Annotated in this window: 19 protein-coding genes and 2 pseudogenes; 10 read left to right on the top strand and 11 right to left on the bottom strand. The window is 69.3% G+C overall.

Going from position 1 to position 26,493, the window contains the following annotated elements; translation table 11 throughout:
- Positions 1 to 119: 119 nt before the first annotated feature.
- The 10 genes and pseudogenes from ACK5JE_RS05810 to ACK5JE_RS05765 all read right to left on the bottom strand — a co-directional run bounded on the left by ACK5JE_RS05810 (position 120) and on the right by ACK5JE_RS05765 (position 13,141).
- A complete protein-coding gene (locus ACK5JE_RS05810) occupies positions 120 to 1,808 on the bottom strand; it encodes an enterochelin esterase domain-containing protein (protein WP_416800750.1) in 1,689 nt (562 codons plus the stop codon).
- Between the two features lie 16 nt (positions 1,809 to 1,824).
- Positions 1,825 to 3,963: a TonB-dependent receptor gene (locus ACK5JE_RS05805; protein WP_416800749.1), complete on the bottom strand. Its 2,139-nt coding sequence runs from the start codon at positions 3,961 to 3,963 to the stop codon at positions 1,825 to 1,827.
- Between the two features lie 79 nt (positions 3,964 to 4,042).
- Positions 4,043 to 5,182 carry a YncE family protein gene (locus tag ACK5JE_RS05800; RefSeq protein WP_416800748.1) on the bottom strand — a complete coding sequence of 380 codons (1,140 nt, stop codon included), beginning with the start codon at positions 5,180 to 5,182 and terminating at the stop codon, positions 4,043 to 4,045.
- Between the two features lie 146 nt (positions 5,183 to 5,328).
- Positions 5,329 to 6,956 (bottom strand): annotated as a pseudogene (locus tag ACK5JE_RS05795) (ATP-binding cassette domain-containing protein).
- A gap of 318 nt (positions 6,957 to 7,274) precedes the next feature.
- Positions 7,275 to 7,436 (bottom strand): annotated as a pseudogene (locus tag ACK5JE_RS05790) (efflux RND transporter periplasmic adaptor subunit); the annotation flags it as partial.
- 52 nt (positions 7,437 to 7,488) lie between these two features.
- A complete protein-coding gene (locus tag ACK5JE_RS05785) occupies positions 7,489 to 7,971 on the bottom strand; it encodes a biotin/lipoyl-binding protein (protein ID WP_416800747.1) in 483 nt (160 codons plus the stop codon).
- A 61-nt stretch (positions 7,972 to 8,032) separates the two neighbouring features.
- Complete coding sequence (locus tag ACK5JE_RS05780; protein WP_416800746.1) at positions 8,033 to 9,187, bottom strand: YncE family protein; 1,155 nt, start codon at positions 9,185 to 9,187, stop codon at positions 8,033 to 8,035.
- Between the two features lie 42 nt (positions 9,188 to 9,229).
- Positions 9,230 to 11,659 (bottom strand): TonB-dependent siderophore receptor, encoded by a 2,430-nt coding sequence (locus tag ACK5JE_RS05775; RefSeq protein WP_416800745.1) that lies wholly within the window; start codon positions 11,657 to 11,659, stop codon positions 9,230 to 9,232.
- Between the two features lie 106 nt (positions 11,660 to 11,765).
- Positions 11,766 to 12,632, bottom strand: a complete 867-nt coding sequence (locus tag ACK5JE_RS05770; RefSeq protein ID WP_416800744.1) for a FecR family protein — start codon at positions 12,630 to 12,632, stop codon at positions 11,766 to 11,768.
- Positions 12,632 to 13,141, bottom strand: a complete 510-nt coding sequence (locus tag ACK5JE_RS05765; RefSeq protein WP_416800743.1) for an RNA polymerase sigma factor — start codon at positions 13,139 to 13,141, stop codon at positions 12,632 to 12,634. The genes ACK5JE_RS05770 and ACK5JE_RS05765 overlap by 1 nt, the downstream gene beginning before the upstream one ends.
- Before the next feature lie 221 nt (positions 13,142 to 13,362).
- Between ACK5JE_RS05765 and ACK5JE_RS05760 the strand changes: the two genes are divergently transcribed.
- Together ACK5JE_RS05760 and ACK5JE_RS05755 are read left to right on the top strand one after the other, a co-directional pair.
- Positions 13,363 to 13,743 (top strand): DUF3597 domain-containing protein, encoded by a 381-nt coding sequence (locus ACK5JE_RS05760; RefSeq protein ID WP_416800742.1) that lies wholly within the window; start codon positions 13,363 to 13,365, stop codon positions 13,741 to 13,743.
- 35 nt (positions 13,744 to 13,778) lie between these two features.
- Entirely contained in the window at positions 13,779 to 14,360 is a 582-nt protein-coding gene (locus ACK5JE_RS05755) for a DUF937 domain-containing protein (RefSeq protein ID WP_416800741.1), read from the top strand.
- An 86-nt stretch (positions 14,361 to 14,446) separates the two neighbouring features.
- On the opposite strand, the gene ACK5JE_RS05750 is transcribed toward ACK5JE_RS05755, so the two are convergent.
- On the bottom strand, positions 14,447 to 15,322 hold the full coding sequence (locus ACK5JE_RS05750) for an alpha/beta hydrolase (protein WP_416800740.1): 876 nt from the start codon (positions 15,320 to 15,322) through the stop codon (positions 14,447 to 14,449).
- A 102-nt stretch (positions 15,323 to 15,424) separates the two neighbouring features.
- On the opposite strand from ACK5JE_RS05750, the gene ACK5JE_RS05745 reads away from it, so the two are divergent.
- The 8 genes from ACK5JE_RS05745 (at position 15,425) to ACK5JE_RS05710 (ending at position 26,446) form a co-directional block, all read left to right on the top strand.
- Entirely contained in the window at positions 15,425 to 16,480 is a 1,056-nt protein-coding gene (locus tag ACK5JE_RS05745) for a FecCD family ABC transporter permease (RefSeq protein ID WP_416800739.1), read from the top strand.
- Between the two features lie 2 nt (positions 16,481 to 16,482).
- Complete coding sequence (locus ACK5JE_RS05740; RefSeq protein ID WP_416800738.1) at positions 16,483 to 17,268, top strand: ABC transporter ATP-binding protein; 786 nt, start codon at positions 16,483 to 16,485, stop codon at positions 17,266 to 17,268.
- A gap of 13 nt (positions 17,269 to 17,281) precedes the next feature.
- Positions 17,282 to 18,574, top strand: coding sequence for an ABC transporter substrate-binding protein (locus tag ACK5JE_RS05735; RefSeq protein ID WP_416800737.1), 1,293 nt, complete (start codon positions 17,282 to 17,284; stop codon positions 18,572 to 18,574).
- The gene (locus ACK5JE_RS05730; RefSeq protein WP_416800736.1) at positions 18,571 to 19,437 is read left to right on the top strand and encodes an alpha/beta hydrolase; all 867 of its coding nucleotides are present in this window, start codon (positions 18,571 to 18,573) and stop codon (positions 19,435 to 19,437) included. The genes ACK5JE_RS05735 and ACK5JE_RS05730 overlap by 4 nt, the downstream gene beginning before the upstream one ends.
- The gene (locus ACK5JE_RS05725) at positions 19,424 to 20,245 is read left to right on the top strand and encodes a 4'-phosphopantetheinyl transferase family protein (protein ID WP_416800735.1); all 822 of its coding nucleotides are present in this window, start codon (positions 19,424 to 19,426) and stop codon (positions 20,243 to 20,245) included. Before ACK5JE_RS05730 ends, ACK5JE_RS05725 begins: the two co-directional genes overlap by 14 nt.
- 94 nt (positions 20,246 to 20,339) lie before the next feature.
- Positions 20,340 to 22,073, top strand: coding sequence for a (2,3-dihydroxybenzoyl)adenylate synthase (locus tag ACK5JE_RS05720; protein WP_416800734.1), 1,734 nt, complete (start codon positions 20,340 to 20,342; stop codon positions 22,071 to 22,073).
- Positions 22,074 to 22,193: 120 nt separating this feature from the next.
- Positions 22,194 to 22,436 (top strand): phosphopantetheine-binding protein, encoded by a 243-nt coding sequence (locus ACK5JE_RS05715; protein WP_416800733.1) that lies wholly within the window; start codon positions 22,194 to 22,196, stop codon positions 22,434 to 22,436.
- Positions 22,433 to 26,446: an amino acid adenylation domain-containing protein gene (locus tag ACK5JE_RS05710; protein WP_416800732.1), complete on the top strand. Its 4,014-nt coding sequence runs from the start codon at positions 22,433 to 22,435 to the stop codon at positions 26,444 to 26,446. Before ACK5JE_RS05715 ends, ACK5JE_RS05710 begins: the two co-directional genes overlap by 4 nt.
- Positions 26,447 to 26,493: the final 47 nt, after the last annotated feature.

Genomic DNA, 26,493 nt, shown 5'->3' with positions numbered 1-26,493 from the left:
TGCTGCAATGTGTCAAAAATCAGACCGAAATATAAACGATAAACGTTTCTATTTACAAATTAGAATGTCTGATCCCCGTCGCCATGGCGCAACGGTACACGCAACCAAGGCATGTCGTCTTACCGGGAGGCCCCCTCTTCCGCTCGGCACGCAACCAGACCTCGGGCAGCGCGCGCCGGATTCAACAAAGCCACCAGACCGCAACCCAGCGATCCCTGCCAATGGAAATAATCATGACCGGCTTCATGCTCGACCTGCGTGACGTCGTAGCCTTTATCGCGCAGCACGCCCGCCAGGCGGCGATTCGTTTCCAGGATGCCGGCCGTTCCCGCGCGCGACCGTTCGTACTGCCCCGCATCCAGATAGAAACGCACGTCCCGCTTCGGCGCCGCAGCATACTGCCGCATGACCCAGCCGGACGGCTCTCCGTCCGGCGACCACCAATAGGAGCCCGACAGGCTCAATACATTGCCGAACCGGTGCGGCAGCGCCAACCCCGCCTGGGCGGCGGCCAGACCGCCATAGCTGGATCCGCCGATCACGGTCCGCGGCGCGGGCAGATCCAGGCCGCGTGTTTGCAGCCACGGCATGAATTCCTTGGCCAGGAACCGGGTGAACGCGGCATTGGGCGGCAGTTCCCGCGCCCGCGCTTGCGAACTGGGATTGCCCACCAGGACGACCGCGACCGGCGGAATCAGCCCGTCGGCCAGCAGATTGTCGATGATCGTCGGCACATGGACCTTGGTCAGATACTCGTGCGCATCGAACCAGACCAGCAGTGCGCGAGGCGCCGCGCCGGCTGGCCGGTATATCCAGACATCCCGTTCATTGCCCAACACCTTGCTGGTCAGCCGCTCGTGCAGCAGCACACCACTCTGGACACCCGGCCGCCGCCGAATCCAGGGCTGCGGGGGCGCCTGCGGCAGCTCAAGCACGGAATCCCCCTGGAAAGCGTCCAACGGCGCCGGAGGGAAGGCCGGAAACACCCGAGGATTGAAGGGATCTCTCTGAGCCGTGGCCAGGATGACCCGGCGCTGATCCCGTGGCGTACCCTGGATCCGAGGCACGTCCGGCGCCAGCCGGTAGCTGAGCCGGGCCGTGTCGGCCATCCGGAAGCTGACCCACCAGAGATCGCTTTCTCCCAGGCGATGCAACGCCGCATGATCCCCCGATGGGCCGCCGAACAGACGTACGTTGTCGCGCGCGCCACGCCACAGGAACGTCACCAGGGATTCCGTCGCGGACAAGGGCTCCACCAGCGGCGTCCCCTGCCGGCGGATCCCGCGCCAGAACGGCTCCGTCGAACCGCCCCGGTCCAGATGCCGCATCAGCGCGCGCAGGCGCGGGCTTTCTGGAACCACCGGATCGACGACGGGGACGACGGGCGACGCGGCGGGTGCCAGCACCCGCGTCACCGTCAGCCGGAACGTGCTGGCCGCCCGCGCACGCACCACGAGTCGCACCGGATCGGCGGGCACGACCCACATCCAGTCCCGCCCGCCGCCGCCCGGATTTTCCAGGCGGCGCAGGTGCCGCCCGTCGGCATCCTCCAGGTCCAGCGACGCATCCACGCCGGCGAAGGATCCCTGGACGACATGGCCCACAGGCAGATCGGCCGTGTACTGCAATGCCTGTCCGGCCGCCAGGCGCCCGGACAACGCCCGACCCACATCGGCGGAGGACAGGACCGCATCCGGTCGCTGCATCGGCACCGCCGACGCCGGAGCCGCCGTCAGCACCCAGACCAGCGCGGCGGCGAACACCGCCCTGGCCAGCGCCCACGGCTTCAATACGTCGCGCGGCGTCATGACTCGCAGGCCGCGATCAGAACGCGAAGGTCGCCGACAGGCGCACCGTCCGCTGGGCCGCCGGCATCAGGTAGCCGTCCCCGAACAGGCCGGACCAGTACTTGCGGTCCGTCAGGTTTTCGACATACAGATTGAAAGTCATCGGCGTGCTAGCGATCTTCGTGGCGTATTCGGCGCTCAGGTCATACCGGTGCGAAGACGGCAGACGCAGTGTATTGGCCGAGTCCGCCCATTGCGCACCCGTATAGATCACGCGGCCGCCGACGCTCAGCCCCTGCACGGGAGTCGCCCATTTCAGGCCCAGGTTCGCGGCCCACTCGGGCACACCATAGCTGTCCTTGCCCGTGTCGCGTTGCCGCGCCTGTGTGTAGACCACGCCGCCCAGGATGTCCAGGGTCGGCACCAGTTCCCCGTACATCGTCCATTCCAGCCCCTTCAGGCGCTGCTTGCCGCCTTCGGACATCACTTTCGGCGCGGTCTTGCTGGAGACCAGGGTCGGCCGGTCGATCCGGAAGGCGCTCAGCGTATAGGTGAAACTGCCCAGGCGCTGCTTCAGGCCGATTTCCATCTGCTTGGCCACCAGCGGCTTGAACACCTGTCCTTCATTCTCATAGCCTTGGTTGAGCGGCACCATCTGCCCGGGAGCCAGGCCTTCCATGTAGTTGGCGTACAGAGAGGTATTCTCGCCCCACGGCTTCAGCACCAGACCGGCGGAAGGCGACAGCCGCGACTCGTCATATCGCTGCACGGGCTGGCGCACGCGTTGCTGGCGTGCGCCCAGGATCACCTGGACACGCCCGTCGAGCATCTCCAGCGTATCCGTCACGGCCAGCGAAGTCAGCAGGTTGTTGGTCTTCATTTCCGGGGCGTCCGGCGCCTGCGGGAACACCGGCGCGACCGGATCGTAGATGTTCTGCGCCCAGCCCTCGTTGGCCCGGTTGCTCGTGCCGTCCTTGTAGCTCAGCGCCGACAGCGCCACGTTGACCTTGTGGAGGACGGGGCCGGTGTCGAAGGAGCCACGCAGGCCGATCTCGCCCGACCGGGTGCGGTTGGCCGTATCGACGTTGTAGACGTAGCCCGTGGCGTTCCCGGCCGTGTCGGTCACGATCGTGCGCGTGCCGAACATCAGGCCCTGTCCACGGCTGTTGGCGGCGCCCACGCCGGCATAGGCCTCCAGGCGGTCGGCCAGCCGCACCGAACCGCGCAGCATGAAACCGGAAGTCCGGTAGATGCCCTGGGTGCCCTTGAACATGTTGCTGTCGGCGTCGGGCACGTCCACCAGCTCACCCACGCCCACCGCCGCTCCACGGCGGGTCGCCAGACCGTACATCGCCGGGGAACCATTCTTGATCTTTTCGCGCCCGACATAGGCGTCCAGGGACGCCTCCCAGCCGTCGCCCCGGTAATCCAGCCCCAGAGTGCCCAGTTGCCGACCCTTTTCCTGGTCCGCGACGCCCGTGTCGCCTTGCCCATACACACCGTTGAAACGCAGGCCCAGACGCTTTTCCTCGCCGAAGCGGCGGCCAATGTCCACATGCCCCTGGAAATAGGAATCCGACGACCAGGACGTGGTGAACTCCGTGATCGGCTCGTCCTTGGCCCGCTTGGTGACCAGGTTGATCGTCCCGCCCAGGCTGAGGCCATCGGGCGCCATGCCGTTCAGCAAGGCATTGGGCCCGCGCAGCACCTCGACCCGCTCCAGGAACTCGGTCGGCACGTGCCCAGCCGGCGCCAGGCCGTACAGGCCATTGAGCGCAAGGCTGGAACCCAGAACGTCCAGGCCGCGTATCTGGAAATGCTCCAGCATGTGGCCACTGTTGGTGGTGTAGCGCACCGAGGGGTCGCTTTGCAGCACATCCGCCACCGTCTTGGCCTGCTGCTCCTTGATCAGTTGCTCGGTATAGGCGCTGATGCTCACCGGGGCGTCCAGCACATTGGCATTGCCCAGCGTGCCCAAGCGTGCGCCGGTCGCGGCCTGGCCGCCCGGGGCGACGGGAGGAAGCGATTCCTCATCGCTGTTTCCCTGCACGGTAATGGCCTGCAAGGCGCGCGGCGCCTGGGTCTGCGCGTGCGCACCCGCGCACCAGGCAAGGGACAGCAACACGACGAGATGGCGCGCCTTCAGGCTCGCCGGCATGGTCTGGACAACAGGCATCAACTTACACCCCTCTTGATTTGAAAATTTTTAGTTTGAAAATCTTGAATCTGGCCGCTTTCCCCGCAGGCGCCAGCCATCAATACCGGATCCGGGCGAGGCTCTCCGGAGCGCCCTTGGACGCGCCCTCGCCGTTCTTGACCGTCACGAATACATCCCCCGTCTTCCCGTTCAGCGCAAAGCTGTTGGGGTGGTCGGGCAGGCTGATGGCGTCCAGCTTCTTGTAGTCGGCGGCATCGAAGACCGTTACTTCGCCGGACATGCGGTTGGAGATGTACAGACGCCCGTGCGTATCATCCAGCTTCAGGGCAACCGGCCCGCCGGCGGGGAATTCCGCCACCAGTTTCTTGCTGGCCAGATCGATCACGACCACCCGGCGTCCGGGATGCTTCGACTCGTACCCTGGCATGTCCTTTTTCTGGAAGCCGCGCATTTTCGGGTGGCCCTGGTCCACGGCGATCAGGCGATGGCGCTTGCCGTCGTAGGCCAGGTTCAGGGGCTGTTCGGCGCCGCCCAGGCGAAAGCGGTCGACGATCTTGTCGGCCTGCGTGTCGACGACGAGGGCCTCGCCTTCCATATTGGAGACGTACAGCCGGCTGTCCTTCGCATCCAGGGCAATGCCCGTGGCCGTATAGCCGAATCCGGGAATGGTTTTTTCGACCCGCCCATTCCGGGTATCCACGATGAACAGCGTGCTTTGCCTATTATCGAAGCCCAGCATGTACAGCCGATGATGCGGGGGGTCCAGCATCAGTTCGCGGAAGTGAAATTCGGGCCGCTCACGGCCTTTTTCGTCCTTGACCATTCCGACCAGTTGGAAGGTATTCAGAATTTGCCGCGTGCGGGTGTCCACGACGGTCACGGCGCCCTTGCCCGTGTTGCCGATGTACAAGCGGTCCCCGGCGTCGTCCAGTGCCATGCTGAATGCCTTCATGGGCATCTTGATCGTGCCGATGACGGACAGGCTGGCCGGATCGACGACCAGGACCTGGGTGGGGACCGTTTCATCTGCAAAACTGCCGGCGGACGCGACGAACAGCACCCCCTGCTTTTCGCTATAGGCCAGTTCGTACAAGCCCTGGGCGATAGCGGCCCGGCTGACCGCCGGCGGGCTGGTTTCGGCACCCTTTGCCTGAACATTCTTCAGGGGCGCGCCGCAGCCCGACAGGCTGGCGACGGCCGCCAGGCACAGCGCGACGGATCGAATGAATGCGGTCATGGAACTCTCTTCTCGAACGGATGGCAGGCCGTCCCCCGCCATCCGGGCCATACGGCCCGAACCATCACACGAGAAAGACCTTGTTACGGAAATGGAGCTAAATATTAACATAATAACAATGATTCTCATTATTGTTTCAGTTTTATTTATCCGCCTGACAACGTCGCCACCGGATCGAGCCGGGCCGCCGCGCGCGCCGGCACCAGGCCGGACGCCAGTCCCATGACGACGGCGCAGCCGAAGGCGCCCAGGATGGCGGTCAGCGAGAACACCAGTTCGACGCCCGCCGCCAGCAGGGCCGCGCCGATGCCCAGGCCGAGCGCCACGCCGGCCGCGCCACCGCACAGGGACGCCAGGGCGGCCTCGGTCAGGAACTGGCGCAGGATGTCGCGCCGGCGCGCGCCGACCGCCATGCGGATGCCGATCTCGCGCGTACGTTCGCGCACCGTCATCAGCATGACGTTCATGACACCGATCCCGCCGACCAGCAGGGATACGGCGGCGATCAGGCCCAGCATCAGAGTCAGGGCGTTGCGCGATTCGGCGGCGGCCTGCAGCTTGGCCGCCGCGTTGCCGATGCTGAAGCTCTCGCGCCCATGGCGCGCACGCAGCAGGTCCCGCATGGCCGCTTCGGCCGCGACGGCGTCCTGCGGCGACCGCGCCTCGATGACGGCGTATTCGGGTTCGCCGATGGCGGTGAAAACGCGCGCGCGGCCCGTGACGAAGGGGATGAAGGCCTGGTCGTCGTAGTTTTCCGAGCCCGATTCAGCGCCCTTGGCGCTCATGACGCCGATCACCTCGAAGGGCGTGGCGTCGATCAGGACGAGTTGGCCGATGGGGTCGTCCACGTCGGGCAGCAGCCGCTGCCGCAGGCGGCTGCCCAGGACCACGACGGGCGCCAGTTCGCGGTTTTCGGCGGCGATGTGGAAGCGCCCCAGGGCAACAGGCCAGCGGTGGATGGCCGGCAGGTCGGCGGTGCTGGCGACGACGTAGACGGGCCGCGAATACGCGCCATGGCGCAGCATGGCGGGGTCGCCGATCACCGGCGTGACGCGCGCAATTTCGGGTAGCTCGGCGACCGACGCCAGGTCGTCCAGGGTGACGACGCCGGCCACGATGCCCAGCAGGGTCAGGGCGGTGCGCACGAGATTGAGCGCCATGGCCCGCCAGGCGGCGCGCCAGGCCTCGGCCAGGGCGGAGGCGGCGGGGGCATGATCCGCGTCGTCCCGACCGCGCAGGGGGCCACCGCGCCCGTCGGCTCGTCGGCCAGGATGACGCGCCCGCCGTTGGCCAGGGCCCGCGCGATCGATACGCGCTGCTGCTGACCGCCGGACAATTGGGCCGGCCGGTGCTCCAGCCGCCCGCCCATGCCCAGACGTTCCAGCAGCCCGGCGGCGCGCCGTTCGCGCGCCGCACGGTCTTCTCCCGCGTAGAGGGCCGGCAGCGCGGCGTTTTCCAGCGCGCTGTCGGTCGGAATCAGGTGGTAGCCCTGAAACACGAAACCGAAGGCCTCCCGGCGCAGCCGGGCCCGCTCATCGGCCGACAGGGCCGCGACGTCGCGGCCCTCGAAGCGGTAAGTGCCGTTGTCGGGCCGGTCCAGGCAGCCCAGGATGTGCATCAGCGTGGATTTCCCGGAACCGGAGGCGCCGACGATGGCGACATATTCGCCTTCGCGAATGGACAGCGATACGTCGCTCAGCGCCCGGGTGGCCGGCGCGCCCGCGGCGCCGCCGTAGGACCGGCCGACGCTTTCGAGCCGGATCAGGGCGCTCACAGCACGAAGCGGGGCATGCCGCCGTCCGCCGCGCGATCGCCCAGGATCAGGAGTTCGCCTTCGGTCAGGCCTTCCAGGACTTCGGCCGCGCGGCGGTCGCGCGCGCCGATCCGGACGGTCCGCTGGACCGCGCGGCCGTTTTCCAGGACCCGGACCCGGTAGGTCCGGATTGGGCACGTCGAACAGCACGGTGTAGAACACGGCTTTGGCGCCCACGGCGGGCTGCGTGGCGCCGCCGCCCGCGGCCTCGGCCGGCTCCGGCTGCGGCATGGGCAGCACCTGCCGCACCGTGCCGCGCCACTGCCGCCCCTCCTGGGCCAGGATCGTGAAGACAGCCTCCATACCCACGCGCAGCCGCGAGACGTCGGCCTCCGACACCTGGGTCCACACGGTCATGGCCGACAGGTCGGCGACGCGCAGCAGGTTGGGCGTCTGGTAGGTCGCGTTCAGGGTCTGGCCGGGCCGCGCTTCCAGCAACACGACCGTGCCGGCGATCGGCGCGTAGATCCGGCTGTAGCCCAGCAGCGCCTCGTCACCCTGCAACGAGGCCCGGGTGCGGCGGATGTCGTTCGATGCGCCGCACGGTCGCCTCGGCGACCAGCAGGGCGGCCCGCGCGGCGTCGGCCTGCTGGGCGGGCGTGGCGCCGGCCCGCAGCAGGCGCTGGTGGCGCCCGGCGTCCGCCCGCGCCAGGGCGGCGGCGGCGCGGGCCTCGTCCAGCTGGGCGCGCAAGGCGTCCAGCGAGGCGCGGCCCGCGTCCACGGTCGCCTGCTGCACGGACGCGTCGATCTCCACCAGCAGTTGTCCGGGACTGACCGTGTCGCCCGGCCGGACGTGGATCTTCTGGATCTGCCCGGACACCTGCGCGCCCACGTCCACGTAATGCCGGGGTCGCAATGTGCCCAGCGCACGGACAGTGGCGCGCACCTGGCCGCGTTCGACGCGCGCCACTTCGTACGCGGGCGGCGCCGGCCGGCCCGGACGGTCGTGGCGGCCGCCGCCACGATCAGCAGGCACACGCCGGTGCGCAGGCGCCAGCGGCGTCCCCCGCCGGACGCCGCCACGACCGTCGCGCTGCTCATTCGCGCAGGTCGATGCGCACGACGCCTTCCATGCCGTCGGCCCGGTAGGCGGGGTGCTTGTCGTCGTGCGGTCCCTTGATCGTGGCGAACAGGACTTGGCCATCGGCCGACAGGGCCAGGCTGTTCGGATGGGCCGGCAGGTCGTGGCGGGCCTTCACGGCATAGGTCGTGCCGTCGATCACCGTGATCGCGCCCGTGCCCATGGGATGCGCGCGCGAGGTGCCTCGGTTGCTGACGTAGATCTCGTTCCGGACCGGGTTGTAGCGGACGTCCAGGGCGCTTTCGCCCACGGGCGTGGTCGCCAGGACGCGGCCGGTCGCGGTGTCGAAGACGACCAGGCGGCCGCTGTTAGCATCGGCGCCGAACAGGCGCGCGCCGGTGCCGTCCAGCGCGACGTTCACCAGGAAAGGCTCAGCACCGTCCAGGGCGAAACGGCGCAGGATCTTGCCGCTGTCCGGATCAATGACGGTCACGCCGTAGTCGCCGCCCTGGCCGATGTACAGGCGGTTCGCGGCGGGGTCGTAGGCCGCGCCGGCGGGCCATTTGCGCAGTCCGGACAGCGTGTGCAGGATGACGCCGCGCTTCAGGTCCACGATCCAGACCTTGCCCGCCGTGTCGGGATTGGTGACGAACATGCGGTCGCCCGCCTCGTCCAGCGCGATCTGGCGGACGTGCTCGACACCGCCCTTGGCCTTGACCTGGCCGAGCCGGTAGTTCGCCGCCTTACCGGCCTTCAGGTCGATGGCTTGCACGATGCCGTTCAGGGTGTTGCCGGCATACAGTGTGTCCGTGCGCGCGTCATAGGCCAGGCCATAGGGCTTGCGGTCGGTCTGGATGACGGCCCTGGTTTCCAGGGTGTCCGGGTCCAGGCGGTAGATCGCGCCGCCCTCGTCGGCCTTGAAGCTCTTGCCCGAGGACGCCACGAACACGTCGCCGTCGGCCACCACCAGTTCGTAGAGCCCGGGGGCGAGGTCGCGGCGCAGCACGGCCTGCCGCGCCGGAGCCTGCGCCTGCGCGCCCGGACCGGCCTTGCCCGGCTGCCCGCCGGGGGCGGCGCACGCGGCCAACGCGGCGCACAAGGCGAGCATGCCCAGGCGGGCCGGCGCGCAGCCGGTCGTCAGAAGAGAGGAGCGGATGAATCGAGTCTGCATGATGCGAATTCCTTTCATGATGCGGATGGGCAGCCCGAGGCCTCAGAAACGCATGTCCAGGCCGAGCCGGAACGCGCGCGGCGCGCCGTAGTAGGTCGAGCCCGGATCGGGGTGGTAGTACTTGTCGAACACGTTGTAGACGTTCAGGCGGGCCGAGATGTCGCGGCTGATCTGGTAGCGCGCCATCAGATCCACCACGGCGTAGGCGTCCTGTTCGACGCCCTGGCCGGAACTCTTGGTGTAGGCGCGGCTCTGCCAGCGCACGCCGCCGCCCACCGTCAGGCCGTAGCCGATGCCGGGCCAGCGGTAGCTGGTGAACAGCTTGGCGGTGTTCTGCGGCACTTCCGTCGTCAAGGTCGCGCCCTTGCGGTCCTTCGACAGGGCGCGGGTGAAGCCGGCGGAAACCAGCCAGTTCGGCAGCACTTCGCCGGACGCCTCCAGGTCGATGCCCCGGGTGGTGGCGCCGGAAACGGCCTCGTAGGCCTGGCTGCCGTCCGGCGCCTTGACGTCGGGGATCGCGACGGCGAAGTTGTCCTGCTGCACGCGGAACAGGGCCGCCGACACGTTCAGGCCGCCGTCCAGCAGCTCGCCCTTGGCGCCGACCTCGTAGCTGCGGCCCAGCAGGGGATCCAGGTAGTTGCCGCCGGGATCCTGGTTGTTCTGCGGCTTGAAGATGTCCGTGTAGCTGGCGTAGACGGACCATTCGTCGCTCAGGTCGTAGACGATGCCGGCGTAGGGCGTGAGCTTGTCGGATTCGTGGCGGTCCAGGTGATCCGCCGCGCTGCCGTCGTAGTAGTGCGTATCCTTGATGTTTTCCCAGCTGGTGACGCGGCCGCCGATGATCAGCGACAGCCGGTCGGTGGGCTTGAAGCGCGCGGTGGCGTAGGCGCTGGTCAGGTTCTCGCGGTTGACGGTGTCCCCGAGCGCGGGATTGTCCGGCGCGCCGGGCGTCCGGCCGTCCCAGGTGTAGATATTGTCGATGGCCGACGACCAGCCCGTGAACCACCACAGGTTGTATGGCGAGGTTTCATCGCGCGTGCGGGACACTGTGGTGCCGACCACCAGCTCATGTTCCCGGCCCAGCAGCGTGAAGGGCCCCGTGGCATACACGTCCAGGGAGTTCTGCACCGGCTTGCCTGCCCAGCGGCCCGCCCACAGGTTCACGCCCGAGCCGGTGGCGCGGTCGGGCGCCCCGCCCAGGGCATAGCCCAGCACCTCGTCATAGCGGTAGACGCTGTGCTCCAGCGTGCCCTTGACCTTCCAGCCATTCTCGAAGCGATGTTCCAGCGAGGCGAACCAGGTCTGGTTGTGGCGCCGGGAATAGGCCCAATCGGCGGCGGCGGACTTGGACCGGTCCCAATCCGTGCGCCCGCCGTCCGCATAGAACATCGGCAGACCGCCACGCGAATGGCCGGTGGCGTCCTGATTCTGGAACAGGAACCCCAGGGAGGCCAGGGTATCCGGCCCCAGGTCGGCCTCGACGATGCCATACAGGGTCTTGCTGCGTTCCTGCAGACGCTCCAGGTACGAGCCGTTCTTCTGCCAGGCGGCGACCAGCCGGCCGCGCACGGAGCCGGACTCGTTCAGGGGCGAGGACACGTCCGCCTCGGTCCGGTACAGATCCCAGGAACCGGTCTCGACGCTGGCGCGCGCCTGGAATTCGCGCGTGGGGCGCTTGCGGATCAGGTTGAGGGTCGCGCCGGGCGCGCCCACGCCGCTCATCAGGCCGTTGGCGCCCCGGATCACCTCGACCCGGTCGTAGGGCGCCATGTCGGCGGTCTGAAAGATGCCCTTGTAGTTGCTGTAGACCTGGTTGACCCCGTCGACCTGGTAATTTTCCACCTGGAAGCCGCGCGCGTAGATCGGGCTGGAGTCCGAGCCCCGGTTGCCCGATGTATTCATCACCAGGCCCGGCGTGTTGTCCACCACGTCCGCCAGCGTGGTCAGCCCCTGGTCATCCATGCGCTGGCGCGTGATGACGCTGACCGATTGCGGGGTCTCGCGCACCGACAGGTTCAGGCGCGTGGACGTGTTGCTGGCCTGGGCCGCGTAGGACCCGGTGCCTTCCGTGGTCGGGTCCAGCGCGCCGCGCACGACGACCGGCTGCAGCACCCGCGCGTCGCCGCCGACGTCCTCGCCCCGGCGCACGACCGTGTAGCGGTTCGGCCCGGTCATCCGGGCTTCCAGCCCGGACCCCCGCAGCAGCCGGTCCAGGGCCTGCAGCGCGGAATAGTTCCCCCGCAGGGCCGGCGCCCGGCGGCCTTCGGCCAGCGCGGTCGGAAAAATCACCTGCAGTCCGGTGCGCGCGGCCAGCGCGTTGAGCGTCTGGTCCAGCGGCTGGGCGGGCAGATCCAGCGCGATCACGGCTGTCTGGGCCCAGACAGTGGCCTGGCCGCAGGCCAGGCCACCCGCCGCCAAGGCCACGGACAGCACCGCCGCGGCCCTGCGCCGGGGTCTCCTGAAATTCGCCATCGTCTTCACTCCCTGTGCCAATAACGAGATTGAGAATTGATCAAATCAGGAGCAATGACGATCCGGCGCGACCCGACATGGACATCTCGTTACGAATTTTTACGATTTACCGGGCCGAAACCAGGACGGTGCCGTCCGGACGGCGGTCGATCCGCAGGGGCAGGATGGCGGGCAGGCTGACGATGAGCGCCTCGACGTCCCGGATGCGGTATTCGCCCGACAGGCGCGGCGCGGGCCCGGCGACGGGGCCGCCCGCCCAGCGGACGGGCGCGGCGCGGTAATGGCTCAGCAGCGCCAGCACGTCGGGCAGCGGGGTGCCGTCGAACCGCAGTCGGCCTTCGCGCCAGGCGGTCTCGCGCTCCAGTCCGGCCACGCTGGCGGGCAGCGGACGCAGCGTCCCGAGATCCAGCGACTGTCCGGCGCCCAGCTCGGCCCGTCCGGACGGCCCCGAGACCTCGACCCGCCCCTCCAGCACGGCGACCTGGGCGGCGTCGCCCTCGCGCCGCACGCGAAAGACGGTGCCGATGTCGCGGATGACCGTATCGCCCACGTGCACGCGCAGCGGCCGCCAGTTCGCGGCCACGTCCAGCACGGCCTGGCCGGCGTTCAGACGCAATTCGCGGGATCGCAGGCGCAGCCGCATCGTGAGGGACGAGCGGCTGTCGAGCGCGACCACCGTGCCGTCATGCGCCGTCCAGGCGCGCGGCACCCCCGCCGCCACGACCACGGTGCGTTCCTTCAGCACCGGGTTCCAGGCCCACAATCCCGCGCACAGCGCCACACAAGCGGCCGCCACGCCCTGGCGCCGCCGCAACCGGCGCCGCGCCGTCTGCGCCTTGGCCTCGCGCAGGATCTCCTCGCGCGAGGGCAGACAGGCCCGCAAGGCGTCCTCGAACGGCATGAGGGGGTCGGCGGACGCGGTCTCCGTCCGCGGCGGGCGTTCGGCGGGCCGGGAAGCGCTCGGATCGCTCATCAGGGCACCCACCGTTCGCGGATGCGCCGGACCGCCGCCGCGTAATGCTTGGCGACGGCATTGAGGGACAGGCCCAGTTCGCCGGCGATCGCCGTCTGGGGCATGTCGTACAGGCGGTGCAGGATGAAGACCTGGCGCGCCCGATCGGGCAGGGCGAGGATCACGTCGGCGAGCGCCTCGGTCGCCTGCATCCCGCGCAGGCGGGTAGCGGCGTCCTCCTGGTCCGCCCGGACCGCACTGCCCGCCAGCGTTTCCGCCAGTCGGGCGCGCACGGCATCGCCGCGTCGCCGGTCGATCGCGCGGTTGCGCAGCACGCGGCGCAGGAAGGCCAGCGGCTCGCGCACCCCGGCGGGCTCGGGCCGGTCGAGCAGGTCGGCGCAGACTTCGTGCACCACGTCGCGCGCGAAGTCGTTGTCGCCGAAGCGGCGGCCGACGTATCCGACCAGGTCGTCGTAATGATGGGTCAGGCTGGCGACCAGGCCGCCCGCGCCCGGCTTGGTGGATTCCATGCGGTGCCGGTCTCCGGGTATCCGGGTATCCGGGTATCCGGCAAGGATCAGCCGTATTCCCTTTGATGCGAATGAGAATGAATATTGATTGGGAACTATAGCATCTTGCGGCCGCGCGCCGCACCACCACGTCAAATAATGTCAAATATTTCCCCGCCGCGCGCTGGAGATGGTCAAATTCCTCCTCGACCTTCATTCATCGGAACCTCAAGGAGATCGCCATGGGTCTGTTCAGCACCATTCTCGAAAAACTGGGCTTCGGCGGTGCGCAAGCCGCACCGGTGCCTGACGCGGCGGCCGCTTCGGCTGCCGCCCCCGCTGCCGCCGGCAAGGCGATTTCCGTCGTGGACGTGGTCGGCCAACTGGAACAAAAAGCCGCTGCCAACGCCCAGAAGCTGAACTGGAAAACGTCCATCGTCGATCTGCTCAAGCTGCTCGACATGGACAGCAGCCTGAACGCGCGCAAGGAACTGGCCACGGAACTCGGCTGCCCGGCCGACAAGATGGGCGATTCCGCACAGATGAACATGTGGCTGCACAAGGCCGTACTGGCCCGCCTGGCTGAAAACGGCGGCAACGTCCCGGCCGAACTCCTCAACTAACCAGATGGCCGGCGCGTCCGGCCAGGAGCCCTATCATGCAAATCACGGACCTTCTCGCCCAGGCGGGCGGACTGGAATCCATCGCCCGACAGCTCGGTATCTCCGAAACCCAGGCGGCCAGCGGCGCCGAGGCGCTGCTGCCGGCCGTGATGGGCGGTTTCCAGAAACAGGCGCAGGGCGCTGGCGGGCTCGAAGGCCTGCTGTCCCAGTTCGGCGGCATGGGTCTCGAGGGCGATGCCGGCAATCTGAGCCCGGCCGATGCGGACCGGGGCAATGACGTCCTGGGGCAGATCTTCGGCTCGAAAGACGTCAGCCGCACCGTGGCGCAACACGCGTCCTCGGGCAGCGGGCTGGATCCTTCGCTGCTCAAGCAGATGCTGCCGCTGCTGGCCACGCTGGTCGCGGGATTCATGTCCCGTCAGGGCGGTGGCGCCAGTCAGGCGGCCTCGTCCTCGCCCATGGAAGGTCTGCTGGACGGCCTGCTGGGCGGGCTCGGCGGCCAGAACCAGGGCGGCGGGCAGTCCTCGGGGGGCCTGCTCGGCACCCTGAACACCCTGCTCGACGCCAACGGCGACGGCAACGCGCTGGACGACATCCTGCGCATGGCGCGCAAATAGGCATCGTGCCGCGCGCCGAGGGGGCGCTGCCCTTTTGGATGCCGGCGCATGAGGCCGGCCCGGTGAGCACCGGGCCGGCTTTTTCTTTATCTCCGCCCGTGCCCTGCCGGATCCGTCCCGGCGGCGGGCGTCTCCTCGCCGGAGGCGCCCGCCAGCAACCAGCGCCAACCGGACATCAGGGCCTCGACAGGCGCGCTCTGATGGGTATGTCCGGGCAGCACGGCGCTGTCCAGCCGCAGCCCGGGACATCGGGCCAGCGTGCCGGCCAGTTCATGCATGCCATCGACCATGGCGCGGGCGCGGCGCAGCGCCAGACGCCGAGCCCGCTCCTCGGCGGGGATCGCGCAACCGTACTCCTCGGGCGCCAGACCCTGCTCGTGCGCGCCCACGGTCAGCCGCACCCCCAGGGACGGCATCTGCCGGGCGCACAACCACGCCCGGCGACGACGCAGCAGACGGATGGCGTAATGGTCGCCCCACCAGACGGAAGGACTGGACAACACGTAGCCCTCGAAGGCCCGGGCCCGATGGGTCAGGACGTACAGCGCGAACAGCGCGCCCAGGGAATGACCGCACAGCACCTGATGGCGGGAATCCAGGCGCCAGTCGCGGGCCACCTGCGCGCGCACCCGATCCAGCACGCGCAGCCAGCGGGCCGCGCCGACGCGCAGGCCAGGAGGCGCGGCGCTGGCCGCGCCGCGGGTCTCATCGCTCCTGCCCACGCGGCGGCCAGCGCCCAGTGGCGTATAGTCCCAACGCCGGTCCTCGGGAACCCCCGGCCCCAGGCCCACCAGCAAGCCGGGCAGCCCCCGGGGATCGGCGCGCATCGATTCGAACTGCTTGAGATCCAGCACGTAGGCCACGGGCCAGCCGTGCGCCGGCATGCAGCCGGGCGGCGCAGCGACCCGCACGGTGCAGGTGCGGCCGTCTTCAAGCGGTAGATCGAAGGCAGGCGAAATCATGTTCCACTATACTGACGCAACCGTAAACGTTTCTCATTCTATCTGGATTCCCCCTCTGCTTCGCGCCGGCCGCCTTGCGCGACGGGCCTGTTTTCTTCTCGCATGAATGATTTGCTGACGACTTCCGCTCCGGTCCTGATGGACTACCGGCGCATGCTGCGCCGCCGCTGGCTGCTGGTGGCGCTGCTGTCGGTCGTCATCCTCGCCTCGATCCTGGCGGACTTCATGCTGGGGCCCTCGGGTCTGGGCTGGCCGGACCTGAGCCATGCGCTCTTTCACCCTGACCAGGCCGACCCGACCACCCGCGTCATCGTCTGGGACATCCGCCTGCCCTATGCCCTGATGGCGGTGGCGGTGGGATTGGCCCTGGGCCTGGCGGGCGGGGAAATGCAGACGATCCTGAACAACCCGCTGGCCAGTCCGTTCACCCTGGGGATTTCCTCGGCGGCGGCCTTCGGCGCGTCACTCGCCATCGTGCTGGGCCTGTCGCTGCCGGGCGTGCCGCCATCCTGGACGATCGCCGCCAACGCGTTCGTTTTCGCGCTGATCTCGGCGCTGCTGCTCGATGCGGTGGCCCGCTGGGGTTCGATGAGCACCTCCGGGCTGGTGCTGTTCGGCATCGCGCTGGTGTTCTCTTTCAACGCCGCCGTGTCGCTGGTGCAGTTCGTCGCCAGCGCCGAGGCCCTGCAAGGACTGGTGTTCTGGACCATGGGCAGCCTGGCGCGCTCGTCCTGGCCCAAGGTCGGCATCCTGCTGCTGGCCTTCGCGGTGCTGCTGCCGCTGTCGCTGCGCGACACCTGGAAACTGACCGCGCTGCGCCTGGGCGAAGACCGCGCCGCGAGCTTCGGCATCGATGTACCGCGCCTGCGGCTGACGGCGCTGGTGCGCATCAGCGTGCTGGCCGCGCTGGCGGTGTCGTTCGTCGGCACCATCGGCTTCGTCGGCCTGATCGCGCCGCACATCGCACGCCGCCTGTTCGGCGAGGATCACCGGTTCTATCTGCCGGGCAGCGCCCTGGTGGGCGGGACGATCCTGTCGCTGGCCTCGATCGCCTCGAAAAACATCGTGCCCGGCATCATCGTGCCGGTGGGCATCGTCACGTCGCTGGTCGGAGTGCCGTTCTTCCTGGCGGTGGTGCTGCGCCGGCAGATGAAATGACCATGCTGCAGATCCAGAACCTGTCGGTCGCCTACGGCCGCCGCCCCATCCTCCATGATCTTTCCGCGGGACCGCTGCTGCCCGGCCAGATGGTGTCCCTGCTGGGACCCAACGGCAGTGGCAAATCGACGCTGCTCAAAGCCCTGGCGGGCCTGCTGAAAGTCACCGGCGGCCAGGTGATGCTGGACGGCCAGGACCTGACGCAACTGTCGTTCGAACGCCGCGCGCAGCGCGTGGTCTACCTGCCCCAGTCCCTGCCGGCCGCCGTGCACCTGCGGGTCTTCGAGTCCGTGATGGTGGCCGCGCGCGCTTCGGACCTGGATCCGCACGCCCAGGATGCCAGCCCGCAGCGCATCCTGGAGGTGCTCGGCCGCCTGGGCATCGAGCACCTGGCCATGCACTATCTGGATCAGTTGTCCGGTGGCCAGAAACAACTCGTGGGTCTGGCTCAGGCCCTGATCCGCACTCCGCGCCTGCTGCTGCTCGACGAGCCGCTGTCGGCCCTGGACCTGAACTACCAGTGCCACGTGATGGATCTGCTGGCACAGGAAACCCGCGAGCACGGCCTGACCACGCTGATCGTGCTGCACGATCTGAACATCGCCCTGCAACGCAGCGACGAGGCCCTGCTGATCCGCGACGGCGCGCTGGTCGGTCACGGCCGCCCGGATCAGGTCATCACGGCCGAATCCCTGGCCCGGGTCTACCAGGTCGACGCCCGGGTGGAAACCTGCTCGCGCGGGCTGTCCCACGTCCTGATCGACGGGCTTTGCCCGCCGGCCTCCTGAGATGAATCAGACCATGCCTGCTTTTCTACGTTTTCTGCGCGCCCTGCCGCTGATCTTTCTGCATCGCCCGTCGTTCTGGCGTCTGCGCATCCTGTCGTGGCACGTTCTGTCGCCGCAGGGTCTGACGTTGCATGCTCTATCGCCGCAGGGTCTGACACGGCGCGTTCCGTCGTGGCGATGCCTGCGGGCGCTGCCGCTTAGCCTGGCCTGCCTGGCCGGCGCGGCGAGCGCCGCCCCGATCGAGGTCGCCGACATCCTGGGCCGTCAGATCACGCTGCCGGCTCCCGCGCAACGGATCGTCCTGGCGCAGGCCCGGCATTTCCAGGTGCTGTCTCTGCTGTCACCGGACCCGGCCGCCCTGCTGGCGGGCTGGTCGGACGAATTCCGGACTTCGTTCGCGCCGGATTATCAGGCCGCCCTGAAACGCTTTCCCGCGCTGGCCAAGGTGCCGGTCGTGGGCCGGCACACGCCCGATTCGTTTTCCGTGGAACGCACGCTGGCCCTGCGCCCCGACCTGGTCGTCATGAGCGCCTCGTTCGCCGGGCTCGCTCCCGGTCAGCCCGCCAGCGACTCGCCGCTGATCGGCCGGCTGGAATCGGCCGGCGTGCCGGTGATCGTGATCGATTTCTTCATCCATCCGATGCGAAACACCGTGCCCAGCCTGCGCGCCCTGGGTCACGCCATCGGTCAGGCGGAACGGACCGAGGCGTTCGTCGCCTTTTATCAGCAGCACATGCGCACCATCGCCGCGCGGCTGGCCGATCTGCCGGCGGATCAACGCACGCCGGTCTTTGTGCACGCGCACGCGGGCAGCACCGATTGCTGCAACTCGCCGGGCACGGGCACCTTCAACGACATGATCACCTACGCGGGCGGCCGCAACATCGGCGCCGACGTGCTCAAAAGCGCCACCGGCAAGCTGAATTTCGAATACATCAACGCCCGCGCGCCCACGGTCTATATCGCTACCGGCACCGGCTCGCGCAAAGGCGCCGGCCTGACGATCGGCGCCGGAGTGGACGCAACAGCCGCGCGCGCCAGTCTGACCCGGCTGATCGAGGCCAATCATCTGGACGCGCTGCCGGCCGTGCGCTCGGGCAACAGCCACGGCATCTGGCACGCATTCAACGATTCGCCGCTGCATGTCGTGTTCATCGAGGCGCTGGCGCACTGGATCCACCCGGACCGTTTCGCCGACGTGGACCCCGCCGCCACGCTGCGCGAGATCAACGACCGGTTTCTGGCGGTCCCGCTGGAAGGCACCTATCTGGTGGACCTGAAACCCGACGCCGGGCCGGGCCGATGAGCCTGCGCCAGACCGTGCTGGCCTGCGGCACACCCGCCGCGCGTCGGCTGCGCCTGCGGGTTCCGGACAGCCCGCCGCCCGCCGAAGGCTGGCCGCTGCTGGTCCTGCTCGATGGCGACTGGCTCTGGCCCTTGCCTCTGTCCTCCGGACCCGGCCCGGCCTGCGCCATCCTGCTGCCAGGCCACGACCAGGGGCCGGACAGGGCGCAGGACACCCCCGATTCACTGTCCCGGACGGACGGACGGCAACAGATCCTGGCCCGCCGCACGCTGGATTACACACCGCCCGCCCCGGACGGCAGCGGCTGGCCCGATCCGCGCCGGCCCGAATGGTCATGTGGCGGGGCGGATGCCTTCCTGGACGCACTGCTGGGCCCCATGCTGGACTGGGCCGGCACGCAAACGCGCCTGAACCCGGCCCGCCGCAGTCTGTACGGCCATTCCTACGGCGGCCTGTGCGCGCTCTATGCGCTGATCCGCCATCCAGGCCGGTTCGACCATACGATCTGCGCCAGTCCCTCGCTCTGGTGGCGCGACGGCTGGATAGAGGCCCTGCTCGACGGGCTGCCGGCCGCGCAGCCGCGCGCGCCGGACTCCATCGGCTTGTCTCCCCTCCCGTCGCGACCGGTCCGGCTGACCTTGATGGCAGGCACGCACGAGCGCTGGTACTCCAGCCCGGCCGACCCTGCGCACCCACGTCATCCCGACGACGGCATTCCGACCCTGCCCCGGCTGGAGGCGCTGTGCCAGCGCCTGATGCGCCTCGCCTGGCTGGATTGCGCACTGGAACCACTGGACGGCATTCACCATGGCGATGCGCTGCGGGCGGGCGCGCTGCGGGCGGTGACCCTTGCCGCCGCCTGACACCTACCAGCTGTTTCTATCCCGGGGACTGCCGGACGCTGCCGGGATCGAGCGGCTGCGCCGGGATCTGCCCGAGGCCGAATGGCGCTGGATCACCCGGCTGCAACGCGCCGATGACCGCCGCCGCAGCCTGGTGGGCCGCGCCCTGATCCGCCGCCTGCTGGGCCGCCGCCTGGGACTGGCGCCAACCGCCGTTCCCCTGGGCACGGGGCTGAACGGTAAACCCGTTCTGGTGCGGCACGAAACACGCTACCCGGCGCACTTCAACCTCGCGCACAGCGGCGACCTCATCCTGGCCGGCATCGGCCCCGGCCCGCTGGGCGTGGATGTGGAGCATTGTCCGGATCAGGTGGACACGGCCCTATGGCGACAGATCACCGGCCATCCGTCACCGGACGCGCGCGGCGCCGCCGCCCTGCCCAGCCCTCAGGCCTTCTGCGCCGACTGGGTGCGCCGCGAAGCCGTGCTCAAGGCCTGCGGACTGGGGCTGACCATCGAGCCCGGCACGCTGCGGCTGTCGGCCTCCGGCGCCGCGGGCTGGACCACGGTGGCCGGCCGGCCTGAAGTCGATGGTCTTTGGGTCTGTCTGTTGTGGGCCGATCCGCACGATTGCGCCGCCCTGTGCCTGCCGCGCGCGGCGGCATCTCCGGTGGCCGCCTCTCCTGTGACGTCATCCCCTGTGGCGGCCTCATCCGCCGGGCGTCCCACGACCTGCGACGAGCCGCCCCCGGACATCTGGTCGCTGCGTCAACTGACCCTGGCCGACTGGCTGGACCGGGCGGATCGGGACAGCGGCCCGCCGACCTGACGACAACCTGAAACTCCGTGCTGCCTTCCTGGTTTTTGGGGCATATAATCATTCTCATTATCAGAATGAATGTTCGAATATTGAAGCCCGCACTATGACGACCTCCATTCCGCCGAACGTCGATGCCGCCCGGACGGACGGCCTGATACACGCCGAGCCGCCCCCGCCCATCCAGGTCTGGCCCGAGGCGTTCGCCGCGCGTTACCGGGCGGCCGGCCATTGGCGCAATGAGACCTTCGGCGCCTGGCTGCGCAAACGCGCCACGGCCCACCCGGACCGTCTGGCGGTGGTGGGCGGCGATCAGCGCTGGACCTATGCCGAACTGGACCGCCGCGCCAGCGCGCTGGCGGCCGGATTCCTGAACGCCGGCCTGCGGCCGGGCGACCGCGTGCTGATGCACCTGCCGAACATCCCCGATTTCATTGCCGTGGCGATGGGTCTGTTCCGCGCCGGGCTGATTCCGGTCTATGCCCTGCCCGCCCACCGCATCACCGAAATCGAGCATTTCGCCCAGGGCTCGGGGGCGCGCGCGTATGTGACCGCCGCGCAGGCCGGCTTCGACTACCCGGCGCTGGCACAGAAACTCCAGACCCGTCAGCCCCGTGTCGAACATGTCTGGATCGTCAGCCCCGACCACACCTCATCAACCCGGGACGGACAGGCCCAGCCTCTCCCGTTCCCGCGCCTGGACACGCTTTACGCCACCGACAGCCAGGCGGTTCCGGCCAGTGTCTCGCAGGGCACGGACGTGGCTTTCCTGCAGATTTCCGGCGGCAGCACGGGGCTGTCCAAGCTGATCCCGCGCACACATGACGACTACATCTACACACTGCGCGAATCGGCGCGCATCTGCGGACTGGGGCCGGATGCCGTGTTCCTGGGCGTGCTGCCGATCGCGCACAATTTCCCCATGAGTTCGCCCGGTTTTCTGGGCACGCTGTACGCCGGGGGACGGGTGGTGCTCTGCCCCTCGCCGGACCCGGAATCGGCCTTTGCCCTGATCGAGCGCGAGCGTGTCACGGTCACCAGCCTGGTCCCGCCGCTGCTGCTGCAATGGCTGGGCCGCGCGACGACCGGCACGGCGCACGATCTGGGCAGCCTGCGCGTCATCCAGGTGGGCGGCGCCAAGCTGTCAGCCGAAATCGCCCGCCGCGTGCGGCCGACCCTGGGCGCCACATTGCAACAGGTCTTCGGCATGGCCGAAGGCCTGGTGAACTACACCCGCCTGGACGACCCGGAAGAACGGATCATCCAGACCCAGGGCCGCCCCATCAGCCCGGACGACGAGATCCTGATCCTCGACGACGAGGGCCGGCCGGTCGAACCGGGCCAGGCGGGCCACCTGCTGACGCGCGGCCCCTACACGATCCGCGCCTACCATGACAACCCGCCGGCCAACGCGCGCGCCTTCACCGAGGACGGCTTCTACCGGACCGGCGATGTGGTGCGCATGACCCCGGAGGGCTACCTGGAAGTCCAGGGCCGCGCGGGCGACCACATCAACCGCGCCGGCGAAAAGATTTCCGCCGAGGAGATCGAAGACCACCTGCTGTCGCACCCACAGGTCTTCGACGCCGCCGTGGTCTCCGTGCCGGACGACTATCTGGGCGAACGCAGCTGCGCCTTCATCATTCCCAAGGGCGAGCGGCCTCGACCCGCGGACCTGAAGCGCTGGATCCGCGCGCGCGGCATCGCCGACTTCAAGGTGCCCGATCAGATCGTGTTCGTGGAAGCCTTCGCCGCCACCGCCGCCCTGAAGATCAGCCGCAAGGCCCTGCGCGCCCAATTGCGCGCCCAGCTGTTGGCGCAGGAGCACGCCGCGCCGTGAACCAGTCCGCCCCTCCCGCGCCCCGGCGCGCGCTGACCGCGCACCGACCCGCACTTGCTTCGCGCCGACCCGTTTTTTGATCGTGCCGATCTGTCCTTTCTTCGAGATGACCTCCCCGACATGACCGCTCTGAGCCTCGAATCCATGCGCGCCGACATCGCGCGCATCCTGCACGAATCGCCCGCCGACATCCAGGACGACGACAACCTGATGGACCTGGGCCTCGATTCCATGCGCCTCATGAAACTCGCCTCTCAATGGCGCGAGGCCGGCGCATCGCTGGAATTCGCCGATCTGGCCGCCCATGCCACGCTGGCGCACTGGTGGACAATCGTGGCCGGCAGCCAGACCCGCGACGCATGATGAACCCCTGGCGGCCATTGACCGAGGCGCAAGAGGGCCTCTGGTACGCCCAGCGCCTGGACCCGGCCAATCCGATCTTCAATCCGGCGCATTGCACCACCCTGCGCAGCCCGCTGGATGTGCCGCGTTTCGAACAGGCCGTGAATCAGGCGCTGGCCGAAGCCGAATCGCTGTCCCTGCATTTCGAGGACCGCCCCGACGGCCCCGCGCAACGCATCGACCCGGCCCGCGCGCCACGCCTGGAGATCCGCGATCTGCGCACGCTGTCCGAGACACAGGCGCACGCGCAGGCGAACCGCTGGATCCAGGACGACCTGCACCGCCCCGTGGACCCCGCGCGCGACCCGCTGTCGCGTCAGGTCCTGTTCCTGTGCGGGCCGGCCCTGGCCTTGTGGTACCAGCGCGTCCACCACCTGGCGGCCGACGGCTACGGCATGGCCCTGATCGAAGGCCGCGCCATCCGCCTGTACCGGGCGTTGGGCGAGCCGGTCGCCGACCGGGAGCCGCCCTTGGCGCCGCTGATGCCGGTCCTGGATGAAGACCTCACCTGGCGCAACGACCCGAAACGCGCTCAGGCCCGTGAATTCTGGCTGTCGCACTGCGCGGATCATGTGCCGGCCGCCAGTCTGAACGCCGAATCGGCCCTCAGCGCCCATGGCTGCCGGCGTCTCGAATTCGACGCGCCCGCCGCGCTGATCGAGGCGCTGCGGGCCACGGAAGGTGCCTGCGAAGTCGGCTGGCCCGACATTCTCACCGCTCTGGGCGCCGCCTATGTGGCGCGCCATCTGGGGCCGTCCGCCTGTGTGACCGGTGTGCCCGCCATGGGCCGCCTGGGCAGTCGCAGCGCGCGGGCCGTGGCGACCGTGATGAATGTGCTGCCCTGGGTCTGGACACCGGACGAGGAGACCCCGCTGGCCGAAACCCTGCGGGACGCAGCCCGTTCGCTGCGGGCCCTGCGGCGTCACAGCCGCTACCGGGCCGAACACCTGCGCCGCGACCTCGCACTGCCGGGCGGCCTGCCCCGCCTGCACGGCCCGATCCTGAACATCCTGCCCTTCGACGCGCCCTACGCGGCGGCGGGCCTGGACGCCGCCCAGGCCGTGCTGTGCACGGGGCCAGTCGAAGACCTGACCTTCAGCTTCCGGGCGGCGCCCGATGGCGGCGGCCTGCGCATCGAAATCGAAGCGCATCCCGACCTGTACCCACAGGACCGGGTCCGGGCGCACCTGCAACGCCTGACCGCCTTCCTGATGTCCGCCCTGGCCGCGCCCCGGCTGGCCGACGTGCCCACGCTGACGGCGGATGAACACGAACGCTGGGCGCTGACGCCGAACCACACCGACCACTCCGTTCCCGCCGGCACGCTCTGGTCACGCATCCAGGCGCAATTGCGCGCCGCCCCCGCCCGCGCGGGCCTGGAGGACGACACCGGCACCTGGACCTATGCCGACATCGACGCCTGGACGGCGCGCGCGGCGCAGCGCCTGCGCGCCCTGGGCTGCGGCCCCGGCGTCCTGGCGGCCGTGGCGCTGCCGCGCTCGGCCCGGCGCGTGCTGTGCCTGCTGGCGATCCTGCGCAGCGGCGCGGCCTACCTGCCCCTGGACCCGCGCCAGCCGGCGGCGCGGCTGCGCGGCATCCTGTGCGATGCCCGCGCCCGGGTCCTGATCGGCCCTGAGTCATTGTGCGCGGGACTGGACACCCGGCCGCTGACGGTCGACGCCCTGGCCGCCGAAATGCTGAAAACCGGGAATCCGGCCGTCCGGACCCCGAGCGCCGAGCCTATGGCAACGAATGCCCCGGCAGCGGACGCGCCAAGCGCGGAACCGCACGAGACCGGCCCACGAGACCTGCGGGAGACGGACCCCGCCTATGTGATCTACACCTCGGGCTCGACCGGCGCGCCCAAGGGCGTCATCGTGTCTCACGCGGCCATCGTCAACCGCCTGGAATGGATGCGCGCACATTACGCCATCGGTCCCCGGGACCGCATCCTGCAAAAGACACCGGCCACCTTCGACGTCTCGGTCTGGGAACTGTTCCTGCCGTTCCTGAGCGGTGCCTGTCTGGTGGTCGCGCCGCCCGACGCGCACCGTGACCCGGCCTGGCTGTGCCGCCTGGTGCGCGAACAACACATCACCGTGATGCATTTCGTGCCGTCCATGCTGGCCGCCGTGCTGGACGAACCCGCCGCCCGGGGGCTGGACACCCGGCTGGTGTTCTGCAGCGGCGAGGCCCTGCCCGCGGCCTTGCGCGACCGGTTCCACCACACGATCCAGGCGGAACTGCATAATCTCTACGGACCGACCGAAGCCGCCGTGGACGTGTCGTACTGGCCGGCCGACGCCCACGATGACAGCCAGCCCGTGCCCATCGGATGGCCGGTCTGGAACACCCGGCTGCACATCCTGGATACGCGACTGCGCCCCGTCCCGCCCGGCACGCCCGGCCACCTGCATCTGGGCGGTCGCCAGCTGGCGACCGGCTACCTGGGCCGGGCTGACCTGACCGCCGAGCGCTTCATCCCGGCGCCCGCGGGGCTGCCGGACGAGCGCCTGTATGCCACCGGCGATCTGGCCATGCGGCGCGATGACGGCGCCGTGATCTACCTGGGCCGCCTGGACCACCAGGTCAAGCTGCGCGGTCAGCGCATCGAACTGGGCGAGATCGAGGCCGTGCTGGCCACGCACCCGGATGTCGCCCAGGTGGCCGTCCTGGCCCGCGAGGATCGCCCCGGCCAGACATTGCTGGCGGCTTACGTGGTGACCGTGCCCGGCCGTCCCTTCGAGGACGGGCGGCTGGCCGCCCATGCGGCCGCGCAACTGCCGGACTACATGGTGCCGAGCGCCTGGCTGCCGCTGCCGGCGCTGCCGGTGACGGTCAACGGCAAGCTCGACCGCAAGGCGCTGCCCGCGCCGCATCTCGCGGAGCGGGACACGGCACGACCGGTGCGCGGCAAGGCCGAACACCAGGTCGCCGAGGCTTTCCGCGCCGTGCTGGGCCTATCGGAACTGCCGGGCGCGGATGACGATTTCTTTGCCCTGGGCGGACATTCGCTGCTGGCGGCCCGCCTCGCCCTGGCGCTGCGCGACACGCACGATCTGACCCTGGGCACGGTCTTCCAGTACCCCACGGTTGCGCGTCTGGCAGCCCACCTGGAGGACGGGACCGGACGCGCGACCGGCGCCGGACAGGCCGGCTTTGGCCCCGTCGTCACCTTGCGCGAAGCGCCAGGCCGCCCGGCGCTGTTCTGCATCCACCCGGCCGGCGGCCTGTCCTGGTGCTACGGCACCCTGGCCCGCGCGCTGCCCACCGCGCGCACGGTCCACGGCCTGCAGGCGCGCGCCCTGGCCCTGAACGGCCAGCCGCCGGCCGATACGCTGGCGGCTCTGGCGCAGGCATATGCAGATCAGGTGCTGTCGCTGCAGACCGAAGGCCCCTACCACCTGGCCGGCTGGTCCGTGGGCGGCATCCTGGCGCAGGCGGTCGCCGCCGAACTCCAGTCGCGCGGTCTGCCCGTGGGAGTCGTCGCGCTGCTGGACGCCTACCCCTGCGAGGCGTGGCGCCACCGTCAGGAACCCACCGACGACGACCTGTACAGGGCGCTGCTGCACATCGCCGGCGCCGATCCGCAAGCGCTGTCCGCAGACCGGCTGAACCGGCGCGGCGTCATCAAATTCCTGCGCGCCCAGGGTCATCCGCTGGGAGAACTGTCCGACGCGCGCCTGGACGCGGTCTTTGAAACCGTGGGCCACACCAACCGCCTGGTGCGCGGCCACCGGCACCGGCCCTACACCGGCACGGCGCTGCATTTCCAGGCCGCCCTGGACGCCGCCGCCACCGGCCTGGATCCTGATCTGTGGCAGCCGCATGTCGGCAGCCTGATCCGACGGACCGTGGCCAGCACCCACGCCGGCCTGCCAGGTGCCGCTGCGACCGCGCATATCGCGCCCTTCCTGGACGCCTGCCTGAGGACCGCCGACCACGGCATCACGATGGACACGCCCTCCTGAATCTCTTTGTTCCTTTGATGTTTCATACGACTGCACGAGGCAACCAC

Origin of the sequence: Castellaniella sp. (genome assembly GCF_047971665.1) — a bacterium.
In the GTDB taxonomy this organism is placed as follows: Bacteria; Pseudomonadota; Gammaproteobacteria; order Burkholderiales; family Burkholderiaceae_B; genus Castellaniella.
This window is presented reverse-complemented; position numbering and strand designations above follow the sequence as displayed.